Source organism: Limisphaera sp. VF-2 (genome assembly GCF_049537125.1).
Lineage (GTDB): Bacteria > Verrucomicrobiota > Verrucomicrobiia > Limisphaerales > Limisphaeraceae > Limisphaera.
Genome location: NZ_JBMVQY010000002.1, coordinates 555,028 through 576,621, shown reverse-complemented (window position 1 = coordinate 576,621; position 21,594 = coordinate 555,028). Strand labels below are relative to the sequence as shown.

The window sequence follows — 21,594 nt, the reverse complement described above, 5'->3', positions numbered from 1 at the left end:
AACCCGGATTGATCCCGCCGTGCGTCGAACCAACCTTCGGCGTGGACGCCCTGTAAGTCTCAACGGGGCTCCACGCGCCGTACGGTCTGTAGCCGACCCCACGGGGCGAGGATTCATCGGCCCAAGGTAACGCCCAGAGCGACCGGGGTAGCGCAATTCGCCCGGCCCTCAAAGGGTGGAACTCGGTGAAGCGCGCCCGGCTCTTGCGAGGGGTCGCCCCGGATGCTGCCCTTTCCGGAGGTGGTCGGCTCGATGGTTGCAGTTCCGGGCTTACTGCCCCGAGCCGCTGGATGGGCTGCGCCTTCGGCGATGTGGATCGGTCCCTGCAATCCGGGGACAGCGGAGGACGCATCCCGCTTCTTGAGCTCCGGAATCCACGGCTCTCAACACAACCATTTCTCCCGGGCCTTCCCGTGCCGTGGAAGCCCAAAATCCCGTGGAGCTTTCGGGGAATCCGAAACCCCCGAGGGCGCCGCACCCGTGCAGAGCTCCACAATGGGCTTTCCCTGCGGGCGTCTTTGACGTACTACTGGCGTGTTTCACGGACGCAAACGATGAAAGCGGCAGTCGAGATTTATGACACGACCCTGCGCGATGGCAGCCAGGGCGAGGGCATCAATTTTTCGGTGCAGGACAAGCTCCGCATTGCGGAGCGCCTCGATGCCTTCGGCGTCCATTACATCGAGGGCGGTTGGCCCGGCAGCAACCCGAAAGACATCGAGTTCTTCGCCCAGGCCCGGCACCGCCGCTGGCGCAACGCTCGTCTGGCCGCCTTCGGTTCCACCCGCCGCAAGGGTGTCCGGGTGGACCAGGACGAACAGGTGCGCATGCTCCTGGAGGCCGAGACCCCGGTGGTGACCATCTACGGCAAGACCTCCCTGCTGCACGTCAAGGAGGTCCTCCGCTGCAAGCCCGAGGAAAACCTCGCCATGATCCGCGAGACCGTCCGCTACCTCAAGGACCACGGCCGGATGGTCATCTACGACGCCGAACATTGCTTTGACGGCTACAAACTGGACGCCGACTACGCCGTGGCAACGTGGCGCGCCGCCGCGGAAGCGGGCGCCGATCTGGTCGTGCTGTGCGACACCAACGGCGGCTCGCTCATGCGCGAGGTGGCCGACATCACCGCGGTGGCCGTGCGCACCCTGCCCTGTCCGGTGGGGATTCACACCCACGACGACATCGGCCTGGGGGTGGCCAACGCCCTGGCCGCGGTCGAGGCCGGCGCCGTGCACGTGCAGGGGACCATCAACGGCTACGGCGAACGCACCGGCAATTGCAACCTCACCAGCGTCATCCCGTGCCTGACCTTCAAGATGGGCCGCCGCACGGTGCCCGCTCGTTCCCTGCGCAAACTCAAGGAACTGTCCCAGTTCGTCGATGAAATCGCCAACCTGCGGCCCAACCCGCGCCAGCCCTGGGTGGGTTCCGCCGCGTTCGCCCACAAGGGAGGCACCCACGTCAACGCCGTGCAAAAACTCACCGCCAGTTACGAGCACATCGACCCGGCCCTGGTCGGCAACACCCGTACGGTGCTGGTCAGCGACCTGGCCGGGCGCAGCAACATTCTGCTGAAGGCCAGAGAACTGGGCTTTCGGCTCGATCCCGACATGCCCGAGGTCAGGGAAATCCTGCGTCTGGTCAAGCAACGCGAACACGAGGGCTACGAATACGAAGCGGCCGCCGCGTCCCTGGCCCTGCTCATCCGGGGCGTGCTCGAGCACAACCCGAATCTGCTCTTCACCATCGAGACGTATCACGTCTCCATGCGGCGCGACGCCCAGGAATCCATTTGCGAAGCCACCGTGAAAGTCCGGGTGGGCGACCAGGTCCATCACACGGTGGCCGAGGGCGATGGCCCGGTCAACGCTCTCGACGGCGCCCTGCGCGCCGCCCTGGTCCGATCGTTCCCCGAACTGCGAAAGGTGCGCCTGACCGACTACAAGGTGCGAATCCTGGACAGCACCTCCGGCACCGCCGCCAAAACCCGCGTGCTCATCGAATCCACCGACGGCCGTGAAGAATGGGGCACCGTCGGGGTCAGCGAAAACATCGTCGAAGCCAGTTTGCAGGCCCTGGCCGACAGCCTGGAGTACGCGCTCCTTCGCAACCACCGCCATCGCCGGCGCAAACGGTCCACTTCATGAAACGACTGCTCCTCTTGCTGTTGGGCTTTTGGGGCGCGCCTCTCCGAGGGGCTGACCCATGGGTGGTTTTCGAGCCCCCCGCCCCGAGCGCCCAACCCAAACACATCGTTCTCCTGGCCGGCGACGAGGAGTACCGCTCCGAGGAAGGCCTGCCCATGCTGGCCCGGCTGCTGGCCCGGCGACACGGCTTTCGATGCACCGTGCTGTTTTCCATCGACCCCCGGGACGGCACCATCGACCCCAACAACCAAACCAACGTTCCGGGCATGCACCACCTGGCCGAGGCCGATCTGGTCGTGCTCCAATTCCGCTTCCGCGAACTGCCCGATTCCGACATGCGGTACTTCGTGGACTATCTGCGCGCGGGCAAGCCCCTGATCGCCCTGCGCACGGCAACCCACGCATTCCAGTACAGCCGCAACCCGCATAGTCCGTATGCTCACTTCGACTGGCGCAGCCGCACCTGGCCCGGCGGCTTCGGCCAGCAGGTCTTGGGCGAAACCTGGGTGGCTCACCACGGCGATCACGGCCGGGAAAGCACCCGCGGCCTGGTGGACGGGCGCTTCATGGAGCATCCGGTCCTGCGGGGCGTACGCGACGTCTGGGGCCCCAGCGACGTGTACACCGTCCGGCACCTCCAGCCCGGCGACCAGGTCCTGATGCACGGCCTGGTGCTGCGCGGCATGCGCCCGGATTCTCCGCCCAACTTTGACAAACCTCTCATGCCACTGGTCTGGATCCGGGATTATCGGTGGGACAACGGTCGCACCACCCGGGCCCTGACCTCGACCATCGGCGCCGCAGTGGACCTGGAGAGCGAGGATTTGCGGCGTCTGCTCGTCAACGCTTGTTACTGGCTGACCGGGCGGGAAGTGCCCGAACGGGCCGATGCCACCCCGGTCGGGGAGTATCGGCCCGGCATGTTCGGCTTCGACCGCTTTCAGCGGGGACGCAAACCGGCCGACTTCCTCCAGCCTTGAGCCGCCGCGCTCGAGCAATCCGCCGCCCGTCGAATGCGCCACCCCGGTCAGCTCCTTGCAAAGCGGCCTGCCGTATTCCCGCGCAGCCTGCCGTTCCCCCACCCGCCGGCTCCGCCTTGTCCTTCGGCAGCCCCGGCCCCTGCCGAAAACATGCAGCGCCCTGCCGGTCCGGCTGTGCTCCCGGAAGCCTTTCCCGCGCAACTTTCGCGGCCGACAGGTGTTTGTGCTGGTCGGTAGGAAACAACCACGGATGGCCTACTTGGGATTGAAACAGTTGCTCAGCAAAGCCCTGGAGATCCCGCCCGAACCGGTGGACGACCTGGTTCGGAGCTGGCGGGTGGCCGCGGAAAACGGTTCGCAGGAATCGTTCCCCGCCTTCGTCGCGCGGGAACGGGGCCTGAGCGAGGAAGCCCTGCTGCGCCGCCTGGCCGCGGCCCTGGACTGGCCCTTCCTGGAGTTGGGCCGCCTGAACATCCCCGCCGAGGCCCGCAAGGGGCTCTCCACCAAGGTCGCCTTCCAATACACCGTCATGCCCACACAGGTCGAGGACGGCAGCCTGCAAGTGGCGGTGAGCAACCCCTTCGACACCGCCATGCTCAACGCCGTCCAGTTCGACGCCCGACAACCGGTCCGGTTCGCCCTGGCCACCCGCAACGACATCGAGAAGGCACTCAAAAAGTATTACGGCGTCGGGGCGGAAACCCTCGATGAAATGGCCGAAGACGAACCCATCGAACTGCTGGTCAGCGAGGACAAGGAAATCACCGAGGGCGACCAGGAAGCCAGCGTCATCAAATTCGTCAACCAGATCATCTGGGAGGCCTACCGCAACCGCGCCACCGACATCCACTTCGAGCCCGCCGAGGACGAACTGCGCATCCGCAACCGCATCGACGGCATCCTGCATCAGATCCCCATGCCGCCCCAGCTCAAGCGGTTCCAATCCGCCATCATCTCCCGCATCAAGGTCATGAGCGGCATGAACATTGCCGAGAAACGCCTGCCGCAGGACGGCCGCATCAACGTCCGGATCCAGGGCGAGGAAATCGACATCCGCGTCTCCACCGTCCCCACCGTTTATGGCGAAAGCGTCAGCCTCCGTCTGCTGACCCGCGGCAAGATCTTTCTCAGCCTCGACAAACTGGGCTTCTCGCCCCGGGACGAGGCGCTCATCCGCGAACTCATCGTCAAACCCCACGGCATCTTCCTGGTCACCGGCCCGACCGGTTCGGGCAAGTCCACCTCCCTGTACGCCTTCCTCAGCACCATCAACTCCGTCCACAAGCGGATCATCACCATCGAGGAACCGGTCGAATACGAACTGAAAGGCATCAACCAGATCGCCGTGCGGCCCGAGATCGGCCTGACCTTCGCCGTCGGGCTGCGGCACATCCTCCGACAGGATCCCAACGTCATCATGGTGGGCGAGATCCGCGATCTGGAAACCGCCGAAATCGCCATCCGCGCCGCTCTGACCGGGCACCTGGTCTTTTCCACCTTGCACACGAACGATGCGCCCAGCGCCTTCACGCGCCTGATCGACATGGGCATCGAACCCTTCCTGGTCGCCTCCTCCGTCGAGGCCGTCATGGCGCAACGTCTGGTCCGCACCATCTGCCCGCTCTGCAAAACGGAGCAAAAGGTCGAGAAGGAATACCTCCAGCGCATCGGTTTCCCCGCCGCGGACATCGAGACGGCCAGGTTTTATCACGGCGTCGGCTGCGAGGAATGTCGCCAACTGGGTTATCAAGGGCGCACCGGCATTTATGAGCTGCTGGTGGTCACCGAGGCTCTCCGGCCCCTGATCATGAATCGCGCCCCGGCCTCCACCATCGCCCAAAAGGCCATCGAACTCGGCATGCGCACCTTGCGCGCCGACGGATGGAACAAGGTCAAGGAGGGCATCACCACCATCGAAGAGGTCCTGCGCGTCACCCAGATCGAGGAACATCTCGACGCGCTGGCCCACGGCCAGAAACCTGCCCCATGGGTACGCGCCTGACCAAAACCCGCCCTCACGACTGTCAGGTCCTGGCCAGCGGCCCGGACGGCTACCGCCTCTGGCGGTTCGTAGCCAGGTCCGGCGGGCTTCAACTGGACCGCACGGACCGTCTCCCTGCCGGCCAACCCCTGCCCAGGTCCCTGGCCGCCAAAGACTGGCGTTGCCTCTGGCAGCCCCGACTCCACATCGCGTGGCTGCATCCGGACCGTGTGTTCCTTCGCGTGGCACAGTTCCCGGCGGCAGATCCGGCCGAAACCCGCGCGATGGTGGAACTGCAGTTGGAGCGGCTCTCCCCGCTGCCCGTGGCGCAGATCGTCTGGACGTATTACCCCATGCCGGGCGCACCCGCCGGCCAGCAAACCCTGGTCGTCGTCATCGTCGCCCGCGAAACCGTCGAAGCTTTCCTGGGACAATTGGAGACCTCCGGCTTTCTGCCGGACCGGCTGGAACTGGGCGTGCTGGATCAGTTGGCGGCGGTGCCCATCCAGGCCGATGGGGCATGGATCCATGCGGATGTACTCGGTCAGCCCGGCCTGGCCCTGGTCGCCTGGTGGTACGGCGGCACGTTGCGCAACTTGAGTTTCCTCCAGCTTCCGCGCAACGGCGACCGCGTGGGCACCGTGCGCAGCCAACTCTTGCAAGCCGCCTGGGCCGGCGAATTGGACGGCTGGCTTACCAGCCCGCCCACCTGGCACCTGGTCGCCGGTCCCGTCAGCGCCGCCGAATGGGAACCCGTCCTGCGAGAAGCCCTCCAAAGCGACATCGACGTTCAGCCGCCGCCCCCGCCCGAAGAGCTGGCCCGCCGCACCGCACAACGCGCTGCCGAGGCCAACGGCCTGCCTTCCCTCCTGCCCCAGGAACACGCCACCCGCTATCGCCAACAGTTCGTGGACCGCATCTGGATGACCGGTCTGACGGCGGTCGTGGGCGTGTATCTTCTGGGCGTCATCGTCTATTTCGCGGCCCTGGGCGTGCTCCAGTTCCAACTCGACCGCGTTCAGGCCCGCATCGAGACACTCGCACCCCAATACACCAACGCCGCACAATTGAAAGCCCGACTCCAGGTCCTCCAGGACCGCCAGGACCTCAGGTTCGCCGCCCTCGACTGCTACAAGCTCGTGGCCGAACTCCTGCCCGAGGGCGCCACGTTACAATCGTTCGATTTCGCCGACGGCCGCCGTCTCACCCTCAACGGCACCTGCCCGGAGGACCGCGTCATGGCCGTCATCGAATTCAGCAGCGCCCTCCGCAAGGCCCAACTTCGCGGCAGGCCGGTCTTCGACCCTCAAAAAGGCGAGCCCTTCACCCAGCGCCGCACCCCGGGCGCCAACACCGTCTCGTGGAACTTTACCCTGGAACTCAGCCGACCCGAAGACTGACATGGCCGCCAAGCTTTCCCAGCTCAACCTGCGCCCCGGCGAACGCCGTCTGGTCGTCGGCATCGGCCTGCTGGTGTTCCTAGTGCTCAACATGTTTCTCGTCTGGCCCCATTTCGGCGACTGGCAGGAGATTCGCACCGAACTCGGCGGCGCACGCACCAAACTCCAGCGCTACCAAAACGAAATCGCCGAGATCCCCAGGCTGGAAGCCCGCATCCGCCTGCTCGAATCCGCAGACGAACCCGTCCCGGAAGAAGACCAGGGCACCGAATTCCTCAGCACCATTCAGCGCCAGGCCAGTCTGAGCGGCGTCACGATCACCGGCAGCTCCCGCATGACCACCCGCACCAACAACCCCTTCTTCATCGAACGCAGCCAGACCATCAGCGTGCTGGCCGAGGAGCGGGCCCTGCTCGATTTCCTCTATCGCATCGGCAGCGCCGGCTCCATGACCCGCATTCGCGGTCTTTCCCTGCGACCCGATGCACCGCGGCAGCGGCTCACCGGCAACATCACCCTCGTCGCCAGTTACCAAAAGAAACCCCTCACCGCTTCCACCGCTGTTCCAGCCGCCGCGCCGGCCCGGCCCGGCCCCGGCCGATCTGCCACAACCCCGGCCCCCGCCCCGCGAACCAGTCCGGCTTCTTCCGCCACCAACGCACCCGCGTCGGCCGTGCCTGTGCCCAGCCGGCCGGCACCCAAACCGAAACCTTCGTCGTGAGCCTCTTTGCCATGTCCGCGAAAACCAGTCTTCTCGCTGCCTTGTGCGTGGCCCTGACCCTGCCGCTCCGGGCTCAGCCCGGTACGAACCCGGTCACTCCGCCTGTCCTGAGTGCGCCGCCACCGAGCGCCGTTCCCACGCCGTCCGCCACCCGCGTGGTGACCGGATCCACGGCCGCCCCGGGCCTCCCTGTACCCGGCGCGCCAGTCGTTTCCCAGCCCGCCAGCGCGGCCACCCCCGCCACACCCGCCGCGCCTCCCGGCTTGCCCGTCCCAACCCCCGCCGGCCCCAACCCCGCAGCACTCCCTGCGCTGCCCGGTTCCGCCGCCGCTGTCCAAATCATCACCAACGCGCCGCCCGCCCAGCCCCCCGACGATACCATCCCGGCCGGCACCATCGACTGGGTGGGCGCCGGCGGCGCCGACCTCGAGCAGGTCTTCGAGTACTACGCCAAACTCACCGGCCGCACCATTCTCCGACCCGCCAACCTGGCCGCCCCACCCATCAAACTGCGGACCGAAACCGATTTGACCCGACGCGAGTTCATCCAGGCCCTCGACAGCGTCCTGGCCATGAACGGCATCTCCATGATCCCCGTGGGCGATAAATTCGTAAAAGCCGTGCCCTCCGCCCAGGCCAATCAAGAAGGCGCACCCCTCCAGCGGCTCGACGCCGAGGCCCTGCCCGAACTGGGCTCGTACGTCACCCACATCGTCCAGCTCAAGTACGCCAAACCCAGCGAGTTGGTCCAGGTCCTCACCCCCTTCGCCAAAGTGCCCAACGGGATCCTGCCCATCGACAGCAACCAGATCCTGGTGCTTCGGGACAACGCCGAGAACGTCAAACGCATGCTGGAGCTCATCCGGGAAATCGACGTGTCCGTTCCCTCCGAGTACATCTCCGAGGTCATTCCCATCAAATACGCAATGGCCTCCGACATCGCCGCGGCCCTCAACAGTCTCAGTGCCGGCGGCGGCACCACCAGCGTCGGCGCCCGCGGCGCCACCACGCGCACCCCCGCCACCGGCCTGCAACGTCCCGGAACCATGGGCCTGCCCGGCCAGCCCGGCACGCTTCAGCCCGGGACCACCCCCGGCCAGCCCAATCCCCAGGCCAGCTTCAGCGAACGGCTCCAGCAAATCGTCCGACGCGCCTCCGCCGTGGCCAGCGGCGAAATCCAGATCCTCGGCCAGACCAAGATCATTGCCGACGAACGCGCCAACGCCCTGCTCGTTTACGCCACCAAAGAGGACATGGCCATGATCAAGGACATCATCTCCAAGCTCGATGTCATCCTGCCGCAGGTCCTCATCGAAACCACCATTCTGGACGTCTCCCTCAACAACAAGTGGAACCTCGGAATCTCCGGACTGCAAACGACGCGCCAGCTCGGCGGCAACAACATCCTCGGCGCCGGCGGCCTCAACGCCAATCAGGTCTTCAACTTCTCCGGTACCGGCACCAACCTGACCGCCGACCTCCTGGGCACCGGCCTGCGCTACTTCACCCGCATCGACGACAGCTTCTACGTCACCCTCCAGGCCGCCGCCAGCGACGGCACCGCCCGCGTCATCCAGAAACCCCGCATCCTCACCTCCCATGCCAAGCCCGCCACCTTCTTCGTGGGCGAAACCGTGCCCTACATCACCAGCACGTACTACGGCGGCTTCGGCACCGGCCCGGCCGCCAGCTACCAACAGTTGCGCGTGGGCATCCAGCTTTCCGTCACCCCCTTCATCAACGCCGACGGCCTGGTGCTGATGCAGATCGACCAGGCCATCGATGAACTCGGCGACGAGGTCGAAATCGCCGGCGGCGGCAAAGTGCCCAAAACCCGCAGCCGCACCCTCTCCGCCGAAGTCGCCGTCCGCAACGGCGAAAGCGTCCTGCTGGGGGGCTACATCCGATCGGCCGGCTCCGAATCGCACGCCGGCGTGCCCCTGCTGAAGGACATTCCCCTGCTCGGTTACCTGTTCCGCAGCAATGACCGGTCACGCGACCGCAGCGAACTCATGGTCCTGATGCGCCCCATCGTGCTCATGGACCCCGAAGAGGCCGCCAAGCTGTCCACCGAGGAACGCCTGCGCCTGCCCGGCGTCCGCCGTGCCGAACGCGAATTCAACCACGAAGAACAACTCTGGCGCGAAAAACAGGAACGCAAAACCCGCGCGCCCGGGAACAATGCCGCGCAGGAACCCGCCGCCACCCGTTGACCACGGATCGCGCCGCGCCCGTTCGAATCCCGCGGTCGACTCCTTGGCGCGCCGTAAGCGCGGGCCGTCCGGTGCGTCGGCCAACCCGCCCGCTTGGCACGGTCCCCTTCCCAACCCGCCATGGAAGCCGATGCCGCACCTCCGCTGACCCCGGGAACCCTCTACCTGGTGGCGACACCCATCGGGAACCTCGAGGACATCACCCTCCGCGCCCTGCGTGTCCTGCGCCAGTGCGATCTGGTCGCCGCCGAGGACACTCGCCGCACCCTCCAGTTGCTGCGCCACTTCCAGATCCAGAAACCCATCCTCAGCTGTCACGCACACAACGAAGCCCGACGCGCCTCTTCCCTGGTCGAGCGCCTCCGTCAGGGTGCCACCGTCGCCCTCGTCACCGATGCCGGCTCACCCGGTATCAGCGATCCCGGCGAACGCGTGGTGCGCGCCGTCCTCGAGGCCGGACTGCGCGTCGAACCCGTGCCCGGGCCGTGCGCCCTCGTCGCAGCGCTGACCGCCAGCGGACTTCCCACGCATGAGTTCCATTTTCTCGGCTTCCTCCCGCACAAGACCGGAGCCCGCCTCCGCCGTTTGGAAAGCCTCCGGTCCGTGCCCGGCACCCTGGTGTTCTACGAATCCCCTCACCGGATCGAACGACTCCTCGAAGCGCTGGCCACGATTTACCCGGACCGCCCGGTCGTCGTGGCACGGGAACTGACCAAAAAATTCGAGCAATTCCTGCGCGGCAGTCCGGCCCAATTGCTGGAGCAGTTGCGCACCCGCCCGCTGCGCGGCGAATGCGTGGTGCTCGTCGGCCCCGCCACTTCCCACTCAGCCCCCACCGCGGATCCCGCCGCTCCGACGCAATCCCCGAGTCCCGCCGACGAAACAGACGGCGCAGCGCAGCCGTCCCACGATTCCAAGACCGAGTCCGACTAGGTGACGAGACCCGACAGACGGCTCAGCAGCCGAGGCAGCCGACACGAGTCGCCTGTCCGCCGGCTGCGGCATCTTTCCCGCTTCGCTTCGACTACCACCAATCGAACCAGCAGCTTCGGCCCACGAAAGTCGAACCGGGTACGATCGTCTCCGCGTACATGTTCACCGGCAGGGTGGCCGCGATCCCCGTGGCCACCGGCAGGAACGGTCCCAGTACACCCTCGGGGCCCCGCTCGATTGCGTAGGCGTGGCCCTCCACACTCGGCCATTCGAGCCGAATCTGCCGGGGCTCTGAAACCCGGACCACCCGCGTGATCCGAAAGACCGACGAGCCGGCGTGGACCAATGCCAGACTTCGATACCGCCCCGCGGCGGTCGCCATGCCGTCGCTCAAGCCTGCAGGAGCGGTTGGCGTGACCGCAGAGGTGCGATCCCACCCGACAACCGTCCCGTTGCCCCGCAATGCCACACTGTGATCCACACTGTGATCCGCCCCCGGCGGCAATGGCCATCACGTCGCTCAGTCCCCCCGGCGGCTCGGCCTGACCCGCATTGTTGCGTCCTTACCCAGCGACCATACCATCGTGCCGTAACTCAAAAGCAGGAGCGATGACAATGACCTTGTCCCCTATTGCTGCGTTCGCACTGTTGGTGGGTGCTCTCGCACTGGTGGCCATCGCTTTCGCGTTGCACGAGCGACCTTCAAAGCCGTCGCGGCTTGGCCTTGCGCTCGCGGCAAGCCCCGCCGGTTTGATGATCGTCCTCTTTTACTCCCTCGCGCTGCACATGCACCAGAGTCTGGGAGGCTGGCCCACCTCGATCGGTCAGCACGGTTTTCCACCCCTCTTGGCGGTACACTCGTCCATCGCCACGACTTGGTTTACGATCTTAATGTTGCTCAGTTTCTGCGCCTGGCCTCTTGCCTTCCTGCTGTGCTTGATCATCCCGAGATGGAGAAGCGGGGTTTACTATTTGGGAATGTACGCCCTGGCGGCGCTGGTCGGCCTCGTGGCGATGTTCCTTGCGCCCGCCCCATTCCTGAATTGGTGGTGGGACTGAATCTGCGTTTGCCGTGGACGTCACGTTTGATGCATTGAGGCAAAGAATTGTTACACCGGTCCTTCGCGTTGATAAACTGCCCGGTCCGCCGGAGACCGGGCGCTTGCTGCTGATATTCGGCCGCACCACGCGCCGGGGACCAGGGGTGAGAACATTCTAGATCTTGCTCGACTTGCGCCATTCGCCCCCAAAGTCGTCCGTTGCCGCACCAGGGAATCCCTTCCCGCTGTCCGCGTCCAAGAGGGCAAGGAGACCACGGCCGCCTGGCAATCTCGCCGCATCCCTCCACAAGGTGGATGCCCCTGACTTCAATGCCCAAGGCGAGTGCTCCGGGTGGCCCGGGAACCAACGCGGAAAAGGCGGAAGCCCTGCACCCCAGAGCGCGGACTCGGCCCGGTACACTCCAAACAATTCGCGCCCGACTCCGTGTTGGTGACAACGCACGTCCCTGCTTCAGCCGATCCCTCAGATTCACCTTGACCCGGCCACGGCCTCTCCCTAGGCCACCCTTATGCGCGAACGAGTCCTCTTCCTCCTCCTGGCCCTTGGCCCCCACGTCGCCGCCGCCATGGATCTCGCCGATCCCACCGGGACCGTCCATGCCCGGATCGAGACCAACGCCGAGGGCCGACTGCAATACTCCGTCCTGGCCCGTGGACAGCCGCGATTGCTGCCCGCGCCGTTGGGCGTTGTGATTGACGGCACGGACCTGGGCACGAACGTCTCGTTCGGTCCCGTGCACCGGACGCGTCATTACGAGGTGTTCCCCTGGCTGGGAGGAAAGAACCGCGCCACCAACGATTGTTGGGCCTACGAAATCCCGATCCGCACCGCCGCCGGCGCGGAGTGGACGTTGGAGGTGCGCGTGTTCCGCGACGGCGTCGCCTTTCGCTATCACATACCCGGCCAGGGCCGACGTCATGTCCGGGGCGAGGCGACCCGCTTCCAGTTGCCTCCGGGCACCGTCCTCTGGTTCCAGACCAACCTGGCCAATCACGAGGGAATCTTCGAATCCCGTCGCGCCGAGGATCTGCCCGCCGGGGCGGACGGAAAGCCCGGGCTCCGCATGGGACTGCCCGTCACCGTGTTGTATCCCGATGGCAGCGCGGTGCTCCTTACCGAAGCCCGCCTGCGCCAGTACAGCGGACTGTCCCTGCAGGCCGCCGGACCCGGCCGACTCGAAGCGATCTTCCCGCACGACTCCAAAGGCTGGTCCTGGGAAGGCACGATTCTTTCTCCCTGGCGCGTGGCCATCGTGGCGAACGATCTCGACCAGCTCGTCAATAGCGACCTCATCCCCGCGCTCTGCGATCCGCCCGACCCGGAGATCTTCCCCCGGGGCGCCCAAACCGATTGGATTCGGCCCGGCCGGGCCCCCTGCACGTGGATGGTCTTCGGCAACGCCGGTGCGCGCTGGGACCGCCAGAAATGGTTCGTTGACACCGCTGCCGCGCTCGGTTGCGAATACCTCCTGGTGGACGCCGGCTGGCAGACCGAGCGCTGGGGCTGGCTGGAAGGGGGCGCCGACCTCTGGTCCCGCGTGGCCGAGCTCTGCGCATACGCCGCCCGGCGCAACGTGGGAATCCTTCTCTGGCACGCCTTTCCCGAGGGACGCGACGACGGGCCCGGCCTGACCCGCACCGACGCCCGCGAAGCCTTCTTCCAACGCTGCCGGGAGGCCGGTGTCAAAGGCGTGAAAATCGACTTCTTCGACTCGGAAAGCCTCGAGACCGTCACCGCCTGCGAAGACCTGCGACGCCGCGCGGCTCGCCATCGGCTCCTCATCAATTTCCACGGCATCCCCAAACCCACCGGCGAAATCCGCACCTGGCCGAACGAGCTGACGCGCGAAGGCATCCGCGAACAAGAATACCAACTTTGGAGCAGCCTGCCGCTGACCCACTACGGGGTCCTGCCGTTCACCCGCTGCGTGGTGGGCCCCGCCGATTTTCTCCCCGGCTACGTGCAGAAACGCATGCTCAAGGAGACCTCCGCCGCCTTCCAATTGGCCGCCACAGTGGTCTTCAGTTCGCCCCTGCTCTGTTGGCCGGACCATCCCGAAGCCTACCTTCACAGCCCCGCGGTGAACTTTTTCCGACGCATCCCGGTGACCTGGGACGAAACCCGCGTCCTGCCCGGGTCGCGCGTCGGCGAATTCGTGGCCCTGGCACGCCGAAAAGGCGCCGAATGGTACGTGGCCATCCTCAACTGCCGGTCCGACCCCTCGCAACTGAGCCTGGATCCCGCTCCGTTCACAACCCCGGGCCATGAATTGACCCTTTATCAGGACGGACCGGACCGCGCCGGCCTGCAGATTGTTTCGCAGCCGTTGCCTTCTGCGGTCGCACCGATCCCGATCCAGTTGCCCCGTGGTGGCGGCGCCGTCCTGCATTTCCATCCGCCCCGCGAATGGCCCACCTGGTTTTGAGCCCTCGTGGGCAGCAGGACCGATTGCCCACCAGGGGCACGCTCCAGAACCGCCTTTCCAGGCCCGGACTCAACGAGTAAGGTCTCTACGGTGCCTTCAGCCGTGCCGGTGTGGCGGAATGGCAGACGCACAGGACTTAAAATCCTGGGACTGTAAAAAGTCGTGTGGGTTCGAGTCCCACCACCGGCACCATCCTCTCCGCGGTGACCGCTTGCGCGGCAGCTCACAGGGAGTTGAACCGTTGCGTTGTGCGAAAAAGACCCTCGATGTTTCGCAGAAACGGGCACCTTCATCGTGGGCAACACGACTTTTTCCGCAGCCCGCGAAACTCCGCTGCTCATGCACGCGGCCAGAATCGCACCCAGAACCGTTGCGGGGACTGAATCAACAGCTCCCGCAACAATGCCTCCATGCTCACCGCCCGCGGCTCCACCAGGCGCCGGGCCAGGAACCACAGGCCCACAAACGCCAGTCCCACCGCGGCGTAAAACAGGCTGTAGCGGTTCCATTCCACCCCCAGCCACCGCCAGGTCCGGGGGCCGATCGCATCGATGAACAGCCCCCACCCGATCGGCGCCAGGCCCAGCGTCACGTTGCTCACCACCGAGTAGAGGGCGAAGAAGTGGTCGCGCCCCATGACCGGAATCACCGCCATGGCCAGCCGCGTGTTCGCCATCTGCACCAGCGCCGCCAGCAGGCCCATCAGGAATTGCAGCCCCAGCAGCCACCCGAGCCCGCCCCGAACCACGCCCCCCGATAACAGCAACCACCCGGTCACCACGCCCATCCAACCCATCCCGCAAAACAGGATCACCGGTCGGCTGCCGAGATGATCCAGTCGCGACCCCAAAAACCACAGGCTGCTCCATCCGCCCAGGAACGACACGCTGGTCACCCACAGCACCTGGCTCTCGCTCAGGGCCGAGCTGGACTTCAGGAAGGCAACCGTAAAGGCCGTCAGCCCCCCGTACGCCACGGACCAGGCCACCACCGTCTCCAACAGCCGCGCAAACGGCGGGTGCCGCATCATCGCCAGCCACGGCACCGGGCCCCTGCCTCCCTGCGGCTGCGGCGCCACCGCCACATCCGGAATCCGCTGCAGGAACACCAGGCTCACGGCGCCCATCAGGGCACTGAACCCAAACAGGGCCGCGAACTGCCAGGGACGCGGCTGGCCCGACAACACGCCGGCTGCGATCACGAACGTCACGAAACTGGCCACGTTCTGCACTGCCGCGTCACGGGCCAGATACCGGCCCCGCAGTCCACCCGGCACGAGCGCCGTAATCCATGGCAACCACGCGCAACTGGAAATCCCCCGCGACAGATTGAAACCGAACAACAGGAACAACAGCAGCGCCAGTTGATTGTGCGGCCCCAGCCAACCCCCCAGCAACGGAACCAGCGCCATCCCGAAGATGAAGGCCACGCGAATGCTCCAACCCCCCAGCACGAATCGGCGGTAGCCAATCGCCGCGATATGACCCGCGGCCGGAATCTGCAGGATCACCAGCAGTGGCATCATCCCGGCGATGATCCCCAGCACGGTGGCGCTGGCCCCCAGGGTCTTGGCATACAGGATCATCGGGCTGCCCAACACGATCTGGTAGGACAACGTGTTGAACCAGGCGAAGAGGTACGCGTTGTGCAGACCGGGGGGAAAACGCTCGCCTGTGTCTGCTGCACGATCCCCTTGCATCCCTGTGGGATTGCTCATGAACCCTCCGCCCTCCTCACAGCTCCCGTGGCCGTCCCGGCAATCGCCAGCCCCGGGCGCTTCCCCGGTGGACCAGGCGGGAAACCGCTTGTCTGCCGGGCGCGTTTTCACTGCCTCCCTGGCGTGCTGCAGCCTTCCGGAGATGCCGGGAGACAAAGCCCGCCGGTTCCCCGCCCCGGCGGCAGGTTCGATCCGTGCTTTCGGCAGTCCGTGGCGGTCTCCATGGCCCCGTGCTTCCCCGGAACCGGTACAACTGACCTTGCGCCTCTTCGTTACGCATGGTCGGTCGCCGGCGCGCGCCCGCTCTCGTGTACCAATCGCTGTAACAGTTTCCCCTGCGCGGCAGGGGCCGGCTCGGTGGCCAACTGCTCGACCGTCCACGGGAGGCGTGCCGTCCAGTTCTCCTCGAACTGCGTGCCCGGCCAGTTGTACCGGTCCGTCAACCCCAGCACATCGGTCAGCAGCACGATGGCGAGGTACGAGCTGGCGTGAAACACCGCCCGCAACAGCCCTTCGTGCACTTTGGGAGTGAAAGCACGGGGTGGCGGTTGTCCCGGCAGCCCGGCAAATTCCATGAGGAAATCCAGCTCCCGCCGCGCGCCGGCGTCTCCGGCGTCGGCGGCCATCCACAACTCGATCCAACGCGCGGCCAGGGGAGGATGGTCATGCGTCGCCGGTTGCACCAGGGACAGGCGCGGGTATCGCCGCGGATCCGTGTAACGACCATCGGGCTCCCGACAGAACATCGGAATGCGAAAACCCGGAATGCCCAGTCGGGCGAGGGTCACCGGAACGTAATCCGGCACCCAGCCCAGGTCCTCCGCCACGATGCCGGTCGGGCCGCTAGCCGCTTGCAACATGCGCAGGATTTCCTCGCCCTGCTTCTGATTGGCCGCGCGATGTTCCGGCGTGTCGTCCGGGTACGGCCGAAACCCGGGCAGGCGCCCGCCGGTGCGCAGGGCGGCCTCCTCGGGACTCAACCCGAGAAACTCGTCGTTCCGATCCGGCGTCCACGGGAAGGAGTAGATGCGGAAAAACCCGAGAACGTGATCGATGCGGTAGAGGTGGAACACCCGGGCCAGACTGCCCACCCGCCGGCGCCACCACGCAAAGCCCTCGCGGCGGTGCGCCTCCCAGGCATAGTTGGGAATGCCCCAGTTCTGACCCCATTTCTCGATGAACGGATCTCCCCGGAAGGTCCATTCGGGGGGTGCACCCCCGCACCACTCCAGGTCGAACAAGGATCGGTGCGCCCACACATCCACACTGGCCCGGGCAATGCCATAGGGCATGTCCCCCATCAGCGCCACGCCCAGGCGCTCGGCTTCCTGTCGAACCTCGGCCCACTGTTGGTGGGCGATCCATTGCACGTAACTGTAAAAAAGCCGGCGTTGGTCCAGGGCCGCGCGCCTCGCTTCGGGCAGGGTTTCCCACCAGCCCCGCGCCGCTTCAGGGGTCTGATGTTCTCGTGGCCAGTATTCCCAGGCCGGCGAGCCGTCGTTTTCGTCCATCAACACCCGAAACAGGGTGTAGTCCGGCAACCAGGCGGCCTCGGCGGTCAGGAACGCTTGGAAGGCGCGCGCGCGCTCGGTGTCCCGTTTCCAGTGCCGTTGAACAAAGGTCGCAAACGCCGCCTCCAACAACCTGCGCTTCAGACGGCGGACCGGCTCGTAGCGCACCGGCCCGCGACGCAGCTCTGCGACTTCTGCCGACCGCACCACCGCATCGAACTGCTCCGGCAATAGGTCGGGCAACGTATCGGGCCGCAACGTCAACGTACTGAACTCGATGGCCTGGGCACTGATGGCGTTGTAGGGGCTGAAGTCGTCGCTCAGCTCCAGAATCGGCAGCGTTTGCAGGATTTGCAGATCGTGCGCGCGACACCACCGCAACAGTGCGCGCACGCCCGCCGTGTCGCCGATGCCGAGGTCGTCCGCCGTCCGCACGGCAAACACCGGCACCAACACACCCGCATATCGTCGATCGGCCGTCACTCGCATAAACGCGCGCAGAGCATGACAAATCCCTGTGCGCGTTCAATTCCCGGCCGCGGGCCCTCCGCCACGCAGGACCTGCTCCAATTCCCGCGGGGTGGCCGTGCCGGTGGTCCCCAGTTTGTGAATGACCACCGAGGCAGCCGCATTGGCCAGCCACAAAGCCTCCTCCGGCGTCGCTCCCGCCGCCAGCGCCGCCATCAAATGCGCACTGACCGCGTCGCCGGCGCCCACCACATCGATCGGCCCCCGCACCGGGAATGCCGGGACGTGCCAATGATTTCCGGTCGGCCAGGCACCCAACAGACCGCGCTCCCCCAGGGTCACCACCACCGGCTGCCGGTTCCGCTGCGCCAGTCGCAACGCCGCAGCCACCAGCGCGTGTCCCGACAACCGCCGCCGGGCCCCCAACAACAGGCCCAGCTCCCGTACGTTCATCTTCCACAGGACGGCGGGAAACCCGCGCAGCCCCCGACGGCTGTCCGCCAACACCAACAGGTCCGGTTCCCGTTCGAGTGCCTCGCGCACCGCCCGCAACACCTCTGCCGTGAGCACCCCCGTGCCCGCCACATCCACCTGGTCCAACAGAATCATCGCATCCAGCTCCGTCGCCAGCCGCCGCACCGACTCGGCGAGCGCGCGACTCACCCCGCGCGGGGTGGGCGTCCAGTTCTTGAGATCCAGCCGGTTCAGTTCCCGTGGCGGTCGGCCCGGCTCCATCACCAACGGCTTCGTGTAGGTAAACGTCCGCCGACACGGGGTCTGCAGGAAATCGTCCAGCGCCACGCCGGGCAGCCCCGCCAATGCCCGCCGCAACTCATAGCCTTCGCCGTCCTCGCCACAAAAACCCACGGCGTGAATCCGCCCCACGCCCGCCGCCACCAGATTGTTCACGATCGTCCCGGCCGCCCCCGGCTGCGCCCGAACCCGCACGACGTTGTACACGGGCAGGCCGGTCTCCAGGGATCGCTCCCGACGCGCCGGATCGATCTCCAGGTAACGGTCCAAGCAAAAGTCGCCCACCACGGCGATGCGCAGTTTGCCGTACCGGCCGGTCAATTCGCGCAAACGTTTCGGCGTCATGACCCGTCTCCGATCGCATCCTCCGAAAGGGCCGCGGCCCGTGCCCCGGGCGTCGCCCCGACTGCTTCTCCTTTCAGCCGATGCCAGAGCCCCGACAGGAACATCCGGTTGTCGCTCTGCACATACCGCATGCAGCCGCCCATGCGCGCATAACTCTTGCAAAAGCGCAGGTAGTAGGCCGGGTTGTCCTTGGGAGGTTCGCCCCGGGACCAGTCCCAACCTCCGCCATCCTGCAGGTCCACCACATAGATGGTATGGCCCCGGACCGTGGGACGGCCCGCCTGCAACCGCAAATTGTTCACGCAACTCAGGCTCTTTTCGAACACCTGCGGGCCCATGATGGCCGAGCCCACCGACAGGACCACCCCGCCGTCGAGCCGCTCCACCGATCCGCCGAACAGCGCAAAATCCAGTTGCGCAGCCCGCCCCAGCACCGCCCCGTTGAACCACGGATGCGTGGCAATGATGTCGTATCCGATGCCGGGATGCACCGTGAACGGGATGCCCAGTTCGAACGCACGCGCCGGTAACGAGTGCGCCTTGTGCGGATGTTTCACGGTCCAGCGTCCCGGGGCCAGCCCGTGCCGCACGATCATTTGCAACAATTCGGCGCGGGCCGGCGTCCGGGGATCCTGGGGGCTCTGGCGAATGGCCTGCTCCAACGCCCCGGGCTCCGGCAGTTCCAACCCCTCCTCGGCGATGAACCGGCCCAGGCTGCGCCCCCAGCCCTCGCCCCGGAGCGCCCCGACGGCCAGCGCCAGATGCAGGTATCGCCCCGTCTCGTCCCACGTCCCAAAACACCCCTGCGCCACATGCGCGCGCACGCTCTCCTCCGTTCGCCCCAGGAATGCCAGTTCCCAATCGTGAATCGTGCCCGCTCCGTTGGTGGCCAGGTGCGTGATCCAGCCGCGCTCCATCAACCGGATCACCACGTCCATCAAGCCGTTCTTCACCAGGTGCGCCCCGTAGATGAGCATCACCGCCGCGCCGGTGGCACGAGCCTGTCGGATCCGGTCCGCCGCTTCTGCCACCAGCTCTGCCACCGGCTCGGAAAGCACGGGCGGGGAATCGTCCGGGGATATCAAAATCTGCTCCAGCCGACTCAAGCTCTGCCGCTCCGCCAGGGGTCGTACCCGCACCTGCTCCAAGGGCAAGGCTCGGACTCCCGTCGGGCCTGTTGGCGCATGGGAGGCGTCGCTGTTCATGCGTGCTTCAACCTCGCGAGTCAGTCTGCGCCCCTGCACCCGCCCTCGCAAGTCAGCCACACGTTTCTACACTCCCGGGGTCGAAGAAGCACATGGACCCAACAAGCACCCGGAGAACCGCGCACACGGCGCGACCCCGCGAGGGCGTTCCGACCCGGGGCTTGTCAGCGGGCAGTCGGCGCTGGGAGATGAGTCGTCTCCCTGGGCGGCCGCCGCTTCACGCGCCGCACAAGCCGGCGCATCCTGCCAACTCGGGGCGCCGCGCCGAGTTGGGCTGGCCAAACGATCAAAAACGATCCGACCCTGCTCCGGACTCTCGACCCAAAACTCCACGGCATTGTCCGCTCGAACCACCGACCGGGGTCATGACCGGGCATCGACAACGGAAGCGTTTACCCGAACCCGGGACATCTCCTGCACAGAACATCCGGATCCCGGGAGAGGTCGCAGAAACCACGCCGGTTGGCCCACTGCCCGACATGAGTCAGCCCCGGGCAAACGCATAGTCGGGCAGGATGACGCCGGGCTCGACACGCGCAGCCTTCCGCCTGCCCTTCACCCGCGCCGCAGCTCCTCCAACTTGTGCGCGGCCCGTCCCTCGGCAAGCACCCTTTCCGCCACTGCCCAGCCCTCGGTGAGCGACGTCGCCGCACCCGCCACCCACAACGCAGCCGCGGCATTGAACAACACCGCCTCTCGACGGGGCCCCCGGTCTTCTCCCCGCAAGAGCCTTTCCAACAGTGCGGCGTTCGCAGCCGCATCGCCACCCCGCAGATCCTCCAGGCTCGCCGAGGACGATGGCCGCGGCGGCATTTCCCACACCGCACATGTTGGAGAATCGCCCAGACCAAAGCCCGCCACGGTATTCGATCCCGCAGGGCAGGCCTCGTCCAGATACACCCTGGCCCCCGTGGCTTCGGTGATTTCTCCGCACACCACCAAGCCCCGCCGGACTCCCAGGGACTGCAATACACGGGCCAGGGGCGCGCACAGGTCGGGTCGCGGCACTCCCATCAACTGGGCATCCGGCACCACCGGGTTCAGCAGGGGACCGAGATAGTTGAAGATGGTGCGCTGGCCCCGCTCGGCACACAGGCGCCGCGCCGGTGCAATGTGGCGGAATGCCGGATGATACAGGGGCGCAAAAAAGAAGGCGAACCCCCGGACTTGCAAGGCGCGCGCCGCCTCGGCCGGCGACTGCTGGATGGGGATCCCCAACGCCTCCAATACGTCTGCGCTGCCCGCCCGCGAGGTCACCGCACGGTTCCCGTGTTTGGCCACGGGCACCCCCGCCGCGGCACAAAGCAACGCCACCGCGGTGGAAATGTTGAACGTGCCGGCTCGATCGCCGCCCGTCCCCACCACGTCCAAAATCACCCGGCCTTTCCGCCACTCCGGGTCCACCGGCGGCACCACGGCCCGGGCCCGAAGTTCTCGCGCAAAGCCGGCAATTTCGTCGGGCGTTTCGCCCTTGCGCGCCAGGGCAGTTAAAAACTCCGCCTTGGTCTCCGCGGACACCTGCTCGTTCACCAGCCGATCCACCGCCGCCCGCACCTGTTCGGGTCCGAGCGACTCGCCGGCCAGCAATTGACGGGTCAACGTCTCCAACACGCACCCGAGCCTACGGCACGGACCCCGGCACTCAAGTGCAAAGCCCCCGGACGAAACCTCCCCGTCCCTCGGCTTCGACAGCAGGTGCCCGGATGATGAGCGGCTCCCAAAACGCCGAT

At 66.4% G+C, this 21,594-nt stretch carries 15 protein-coding genes and 1 tRNA gene; 10 read left to right on the top strand and 6 right to left on the bottom strand.

The features are described 5' to 3' along the window. Positions 1 to 554: 554 nt before the first annotated feature. The 7 genes from cimA (at position 555) to rsmI (ending at position 10,378) form a co-directional block, all read left to right on the top strand. Positions 555 to 2,150 (top strand): citramalate synthase, encoded by a 1,596-nt coding sequence (gene cimA, locus ACPDIT_RS09640; RefSeq protein ID WP_423442989.1) that lies wholly within the window; start codon positions 555 to 557, stop codon positions 2,148 to 2,150. Continuing rightward, the gene (locus ACPDIT_RS09635; RefSeq protein WP_423442988.1) at positions 2,147 to 3,130 is read left to right on the top strand and encodes a hypothetical protein; all 984 of its coding nucleotides are present in this window, start codon (positions 2,147 to 2,149) and stop codon (positions 3,128 to 3,130) included. Before cimA ends, ACPDIT_RS09635 begins: the two co-directional genes overlap by 4 nt. A gap of 250 nt (positions 3,131 to 3,380) precedes the next feature. Further along, on the top strand, positions 3,381 to 5,132 hold the full coding sequence (locus tag ACPDIT_RS09630; RefSeq protein ID WP_423442987.1) for a GspE/PulE family protein: 1,752 nt from the start codon (positions 3,381 to 3,383) through the stop codon (positions 5,130 to 5,132). Further along, positions 5,117 to 6,511, top strand: a complete 1,395-nt coding sequence (locus ACPDIT_RS09625; protein WP_423442986.1) for a hypothetical protein — start codon at positions 5,117 to 5,119, stop codon at positions 6,509 to 6,511. Before ACPDIT_RS09630 ends, ACPDIT_RS09625 begins: the two co-directional genes overlap by 16 nt. 1 nt (position 6,512) lies before the next feature. Continuing rightward, positions 6,513 to 7,232, top strand: a complete 720-nt coding sequence (locus ACPDIT_RS09620; RefSeq protein ID WP_423442985.1) for a hypothetical protein — start codon at positions 6,513 to 6,515, stop codon at positions 7,230 to 7,232. A gap of 11 nt (positions 7,233 to 7,243) precedes the next feature. Continuing rightward, positions 7,244 to 9,445, top strand: a complete 2,202-nt coding sequence (locus tag ACPDIT_RS09615; protein WP_423442984.1) for a secretin N-terminal domain-containing protein — start codon at positions 7,244 to 7,246, stop codon at positions 9,443 to 9,445. 120 nt (positions 9,446 to 9,565) lie between these two features. After that, positions 9,566 to 10,378, top strand: a complete 813-nt coding sequence (rsmI, locus tag ACPDIT_RS09610; protein ID WP_423442983.1) for a 16S rRNA (cytidine(1402)-2'-O)-methyltransferase — start codon at positions 9,566 to 9,568, stop codon at positions 10,376 to 10,378. A gap of 91 nt (positions 10,379 to 10,469) precedes the next feature. On the opposite strand, the gene ACPDIT_RS09605 is transcribed toward rsmI, so the two are convergent. After that, positions 10,470 to 10,859: a hypothetical protein gene (locus ACPDIT_RS09605; RefSeq protein ID WP_423442982.1), complete on the bottom strand. Its 390-nt coding sequence runs from the start codon at positions 10,857 to 10,859 to the stop codon at positions 10,470 to 10,472. A gap of 134 nt (positions 10,860 to 10,993) precedes the next feature. Here ACPDIT_RS09605 and ACPDIT_RS09600 point away from each other — a divergent pair, with 134 nt between their 5' ends. The 3 genes from ACPDIT_RS09600 to ACPDIT_RS09590 all read left to right on the top strand — a co-directional run bounded on the left by ACPDIT_RS09600 (position 10,994) and on the right by ACPDIT_RS09590 (position 14,057). Further along, on the top strand, positions 10,994 to 11,437 hold the full coding sequence (locus tag ACPDIT_RS09600; protein ID WP_423442981.1) for a hypothetical protein: 444 nt from the start codon (positions 10,994 to 10,996) through the stop codon (positions 11,435 to 11,437). Between the two features lie 511 nt (positions 11,438 to 11,948). Beyond that, the gene (locus ACPDIT_RS09595; protein ID WP_423442980.1) at positions 11,949 to 13,865 is read left to right on the top strand and encodes a glycoside hydrolase family 97 catalytic domain-containing protein; all 1,917 of its coding nucleotides are present in this window, start codon (positions 11,949 to 11,951) and stop codon (positions 13,863 to 13,865) included. A 104-nt stretch (positions 13,866 to 13,969) separates the two neighbouring features. After that, positions 13,970 to 14,057, top strand: a tRNA-Leu gene (locus tag ACPDIT_RS09590). 145 nt (positions 14,058 to 14,202) lie between these two features. On the opposite strand, the gene ACPDIT_RS09585 is transcribed toward ACPDIT_RS09590, so the two are convergent. From ACPDIT_RS09585 to trpD, 5 genes are all read right to left on the bottom strand, one after another. Next, entirely contained in the window at positions 14,203 to 15,582 is a 1,380-nt protein-coding gene (locus ACPDIT_RS09585; protein WP_423442979.1) for an MFS transporter, read from the bottom strand. A gap of 272 nt (positions 15,583 to 15,854) precedes the next feature. Continuing rightward, positions 15,855 to 17,582: a 4-alpha-glucanotransferase gene (locus ACPDIT_RS09580; protein ID WP_423442978.1), complete on the bottom strand. Its 1,728-nt coding sequence runs from the start codon at positions 17,580 to 17,582 to the stop codon at positions 15,855 to 15,857. A gap of 36 nt (positions 17,583 to 17,618) precedes the next feature. Further along, the gene (locus ACPDIT_RS09575) at positions 17,619 to 18,659 is read right to left on the bottom strand and encodes a bifunctional heptose 7-phosphate kinase/heptose 1-phosphate adenyltransferase (protein ID WP_423442977.1); all 1,041 of its coding nucleotides are present in this window, start codon (positions 18,657 to 18,659) and stop codon (positions 17,619 to 17,621) included. Further along, a complete protein-coding gene (locus ACPDIT_RS09570; protein WP_423442976.1) occupies positions 18,656 to 19,864 on the bottom strand; it encodes a hypothetical protein in 1,209 nt (402 codons plus the stop codon). Before ACPDIT_RS09570 ends, ACPDIT_RS09575 begins: the two co-directional genes overlap by 4 nt. Positions 19,865 to 20,419: 555 nt before the next feature. Further along, a complete protein-coding gene (gene trpD, locus ACPDIT_RS09565) occupies positions 20,420 to 21,475 on the bottom strand; it encodes an anthranilate phosphoribosyltransferase (RefSeq protein ID WP_423442975.1) in 1,056 nt (351 codons plus the stop codon). Between the last annotated feature and the right edge of the window lie 119 nt (positions 21,476 to 21,594).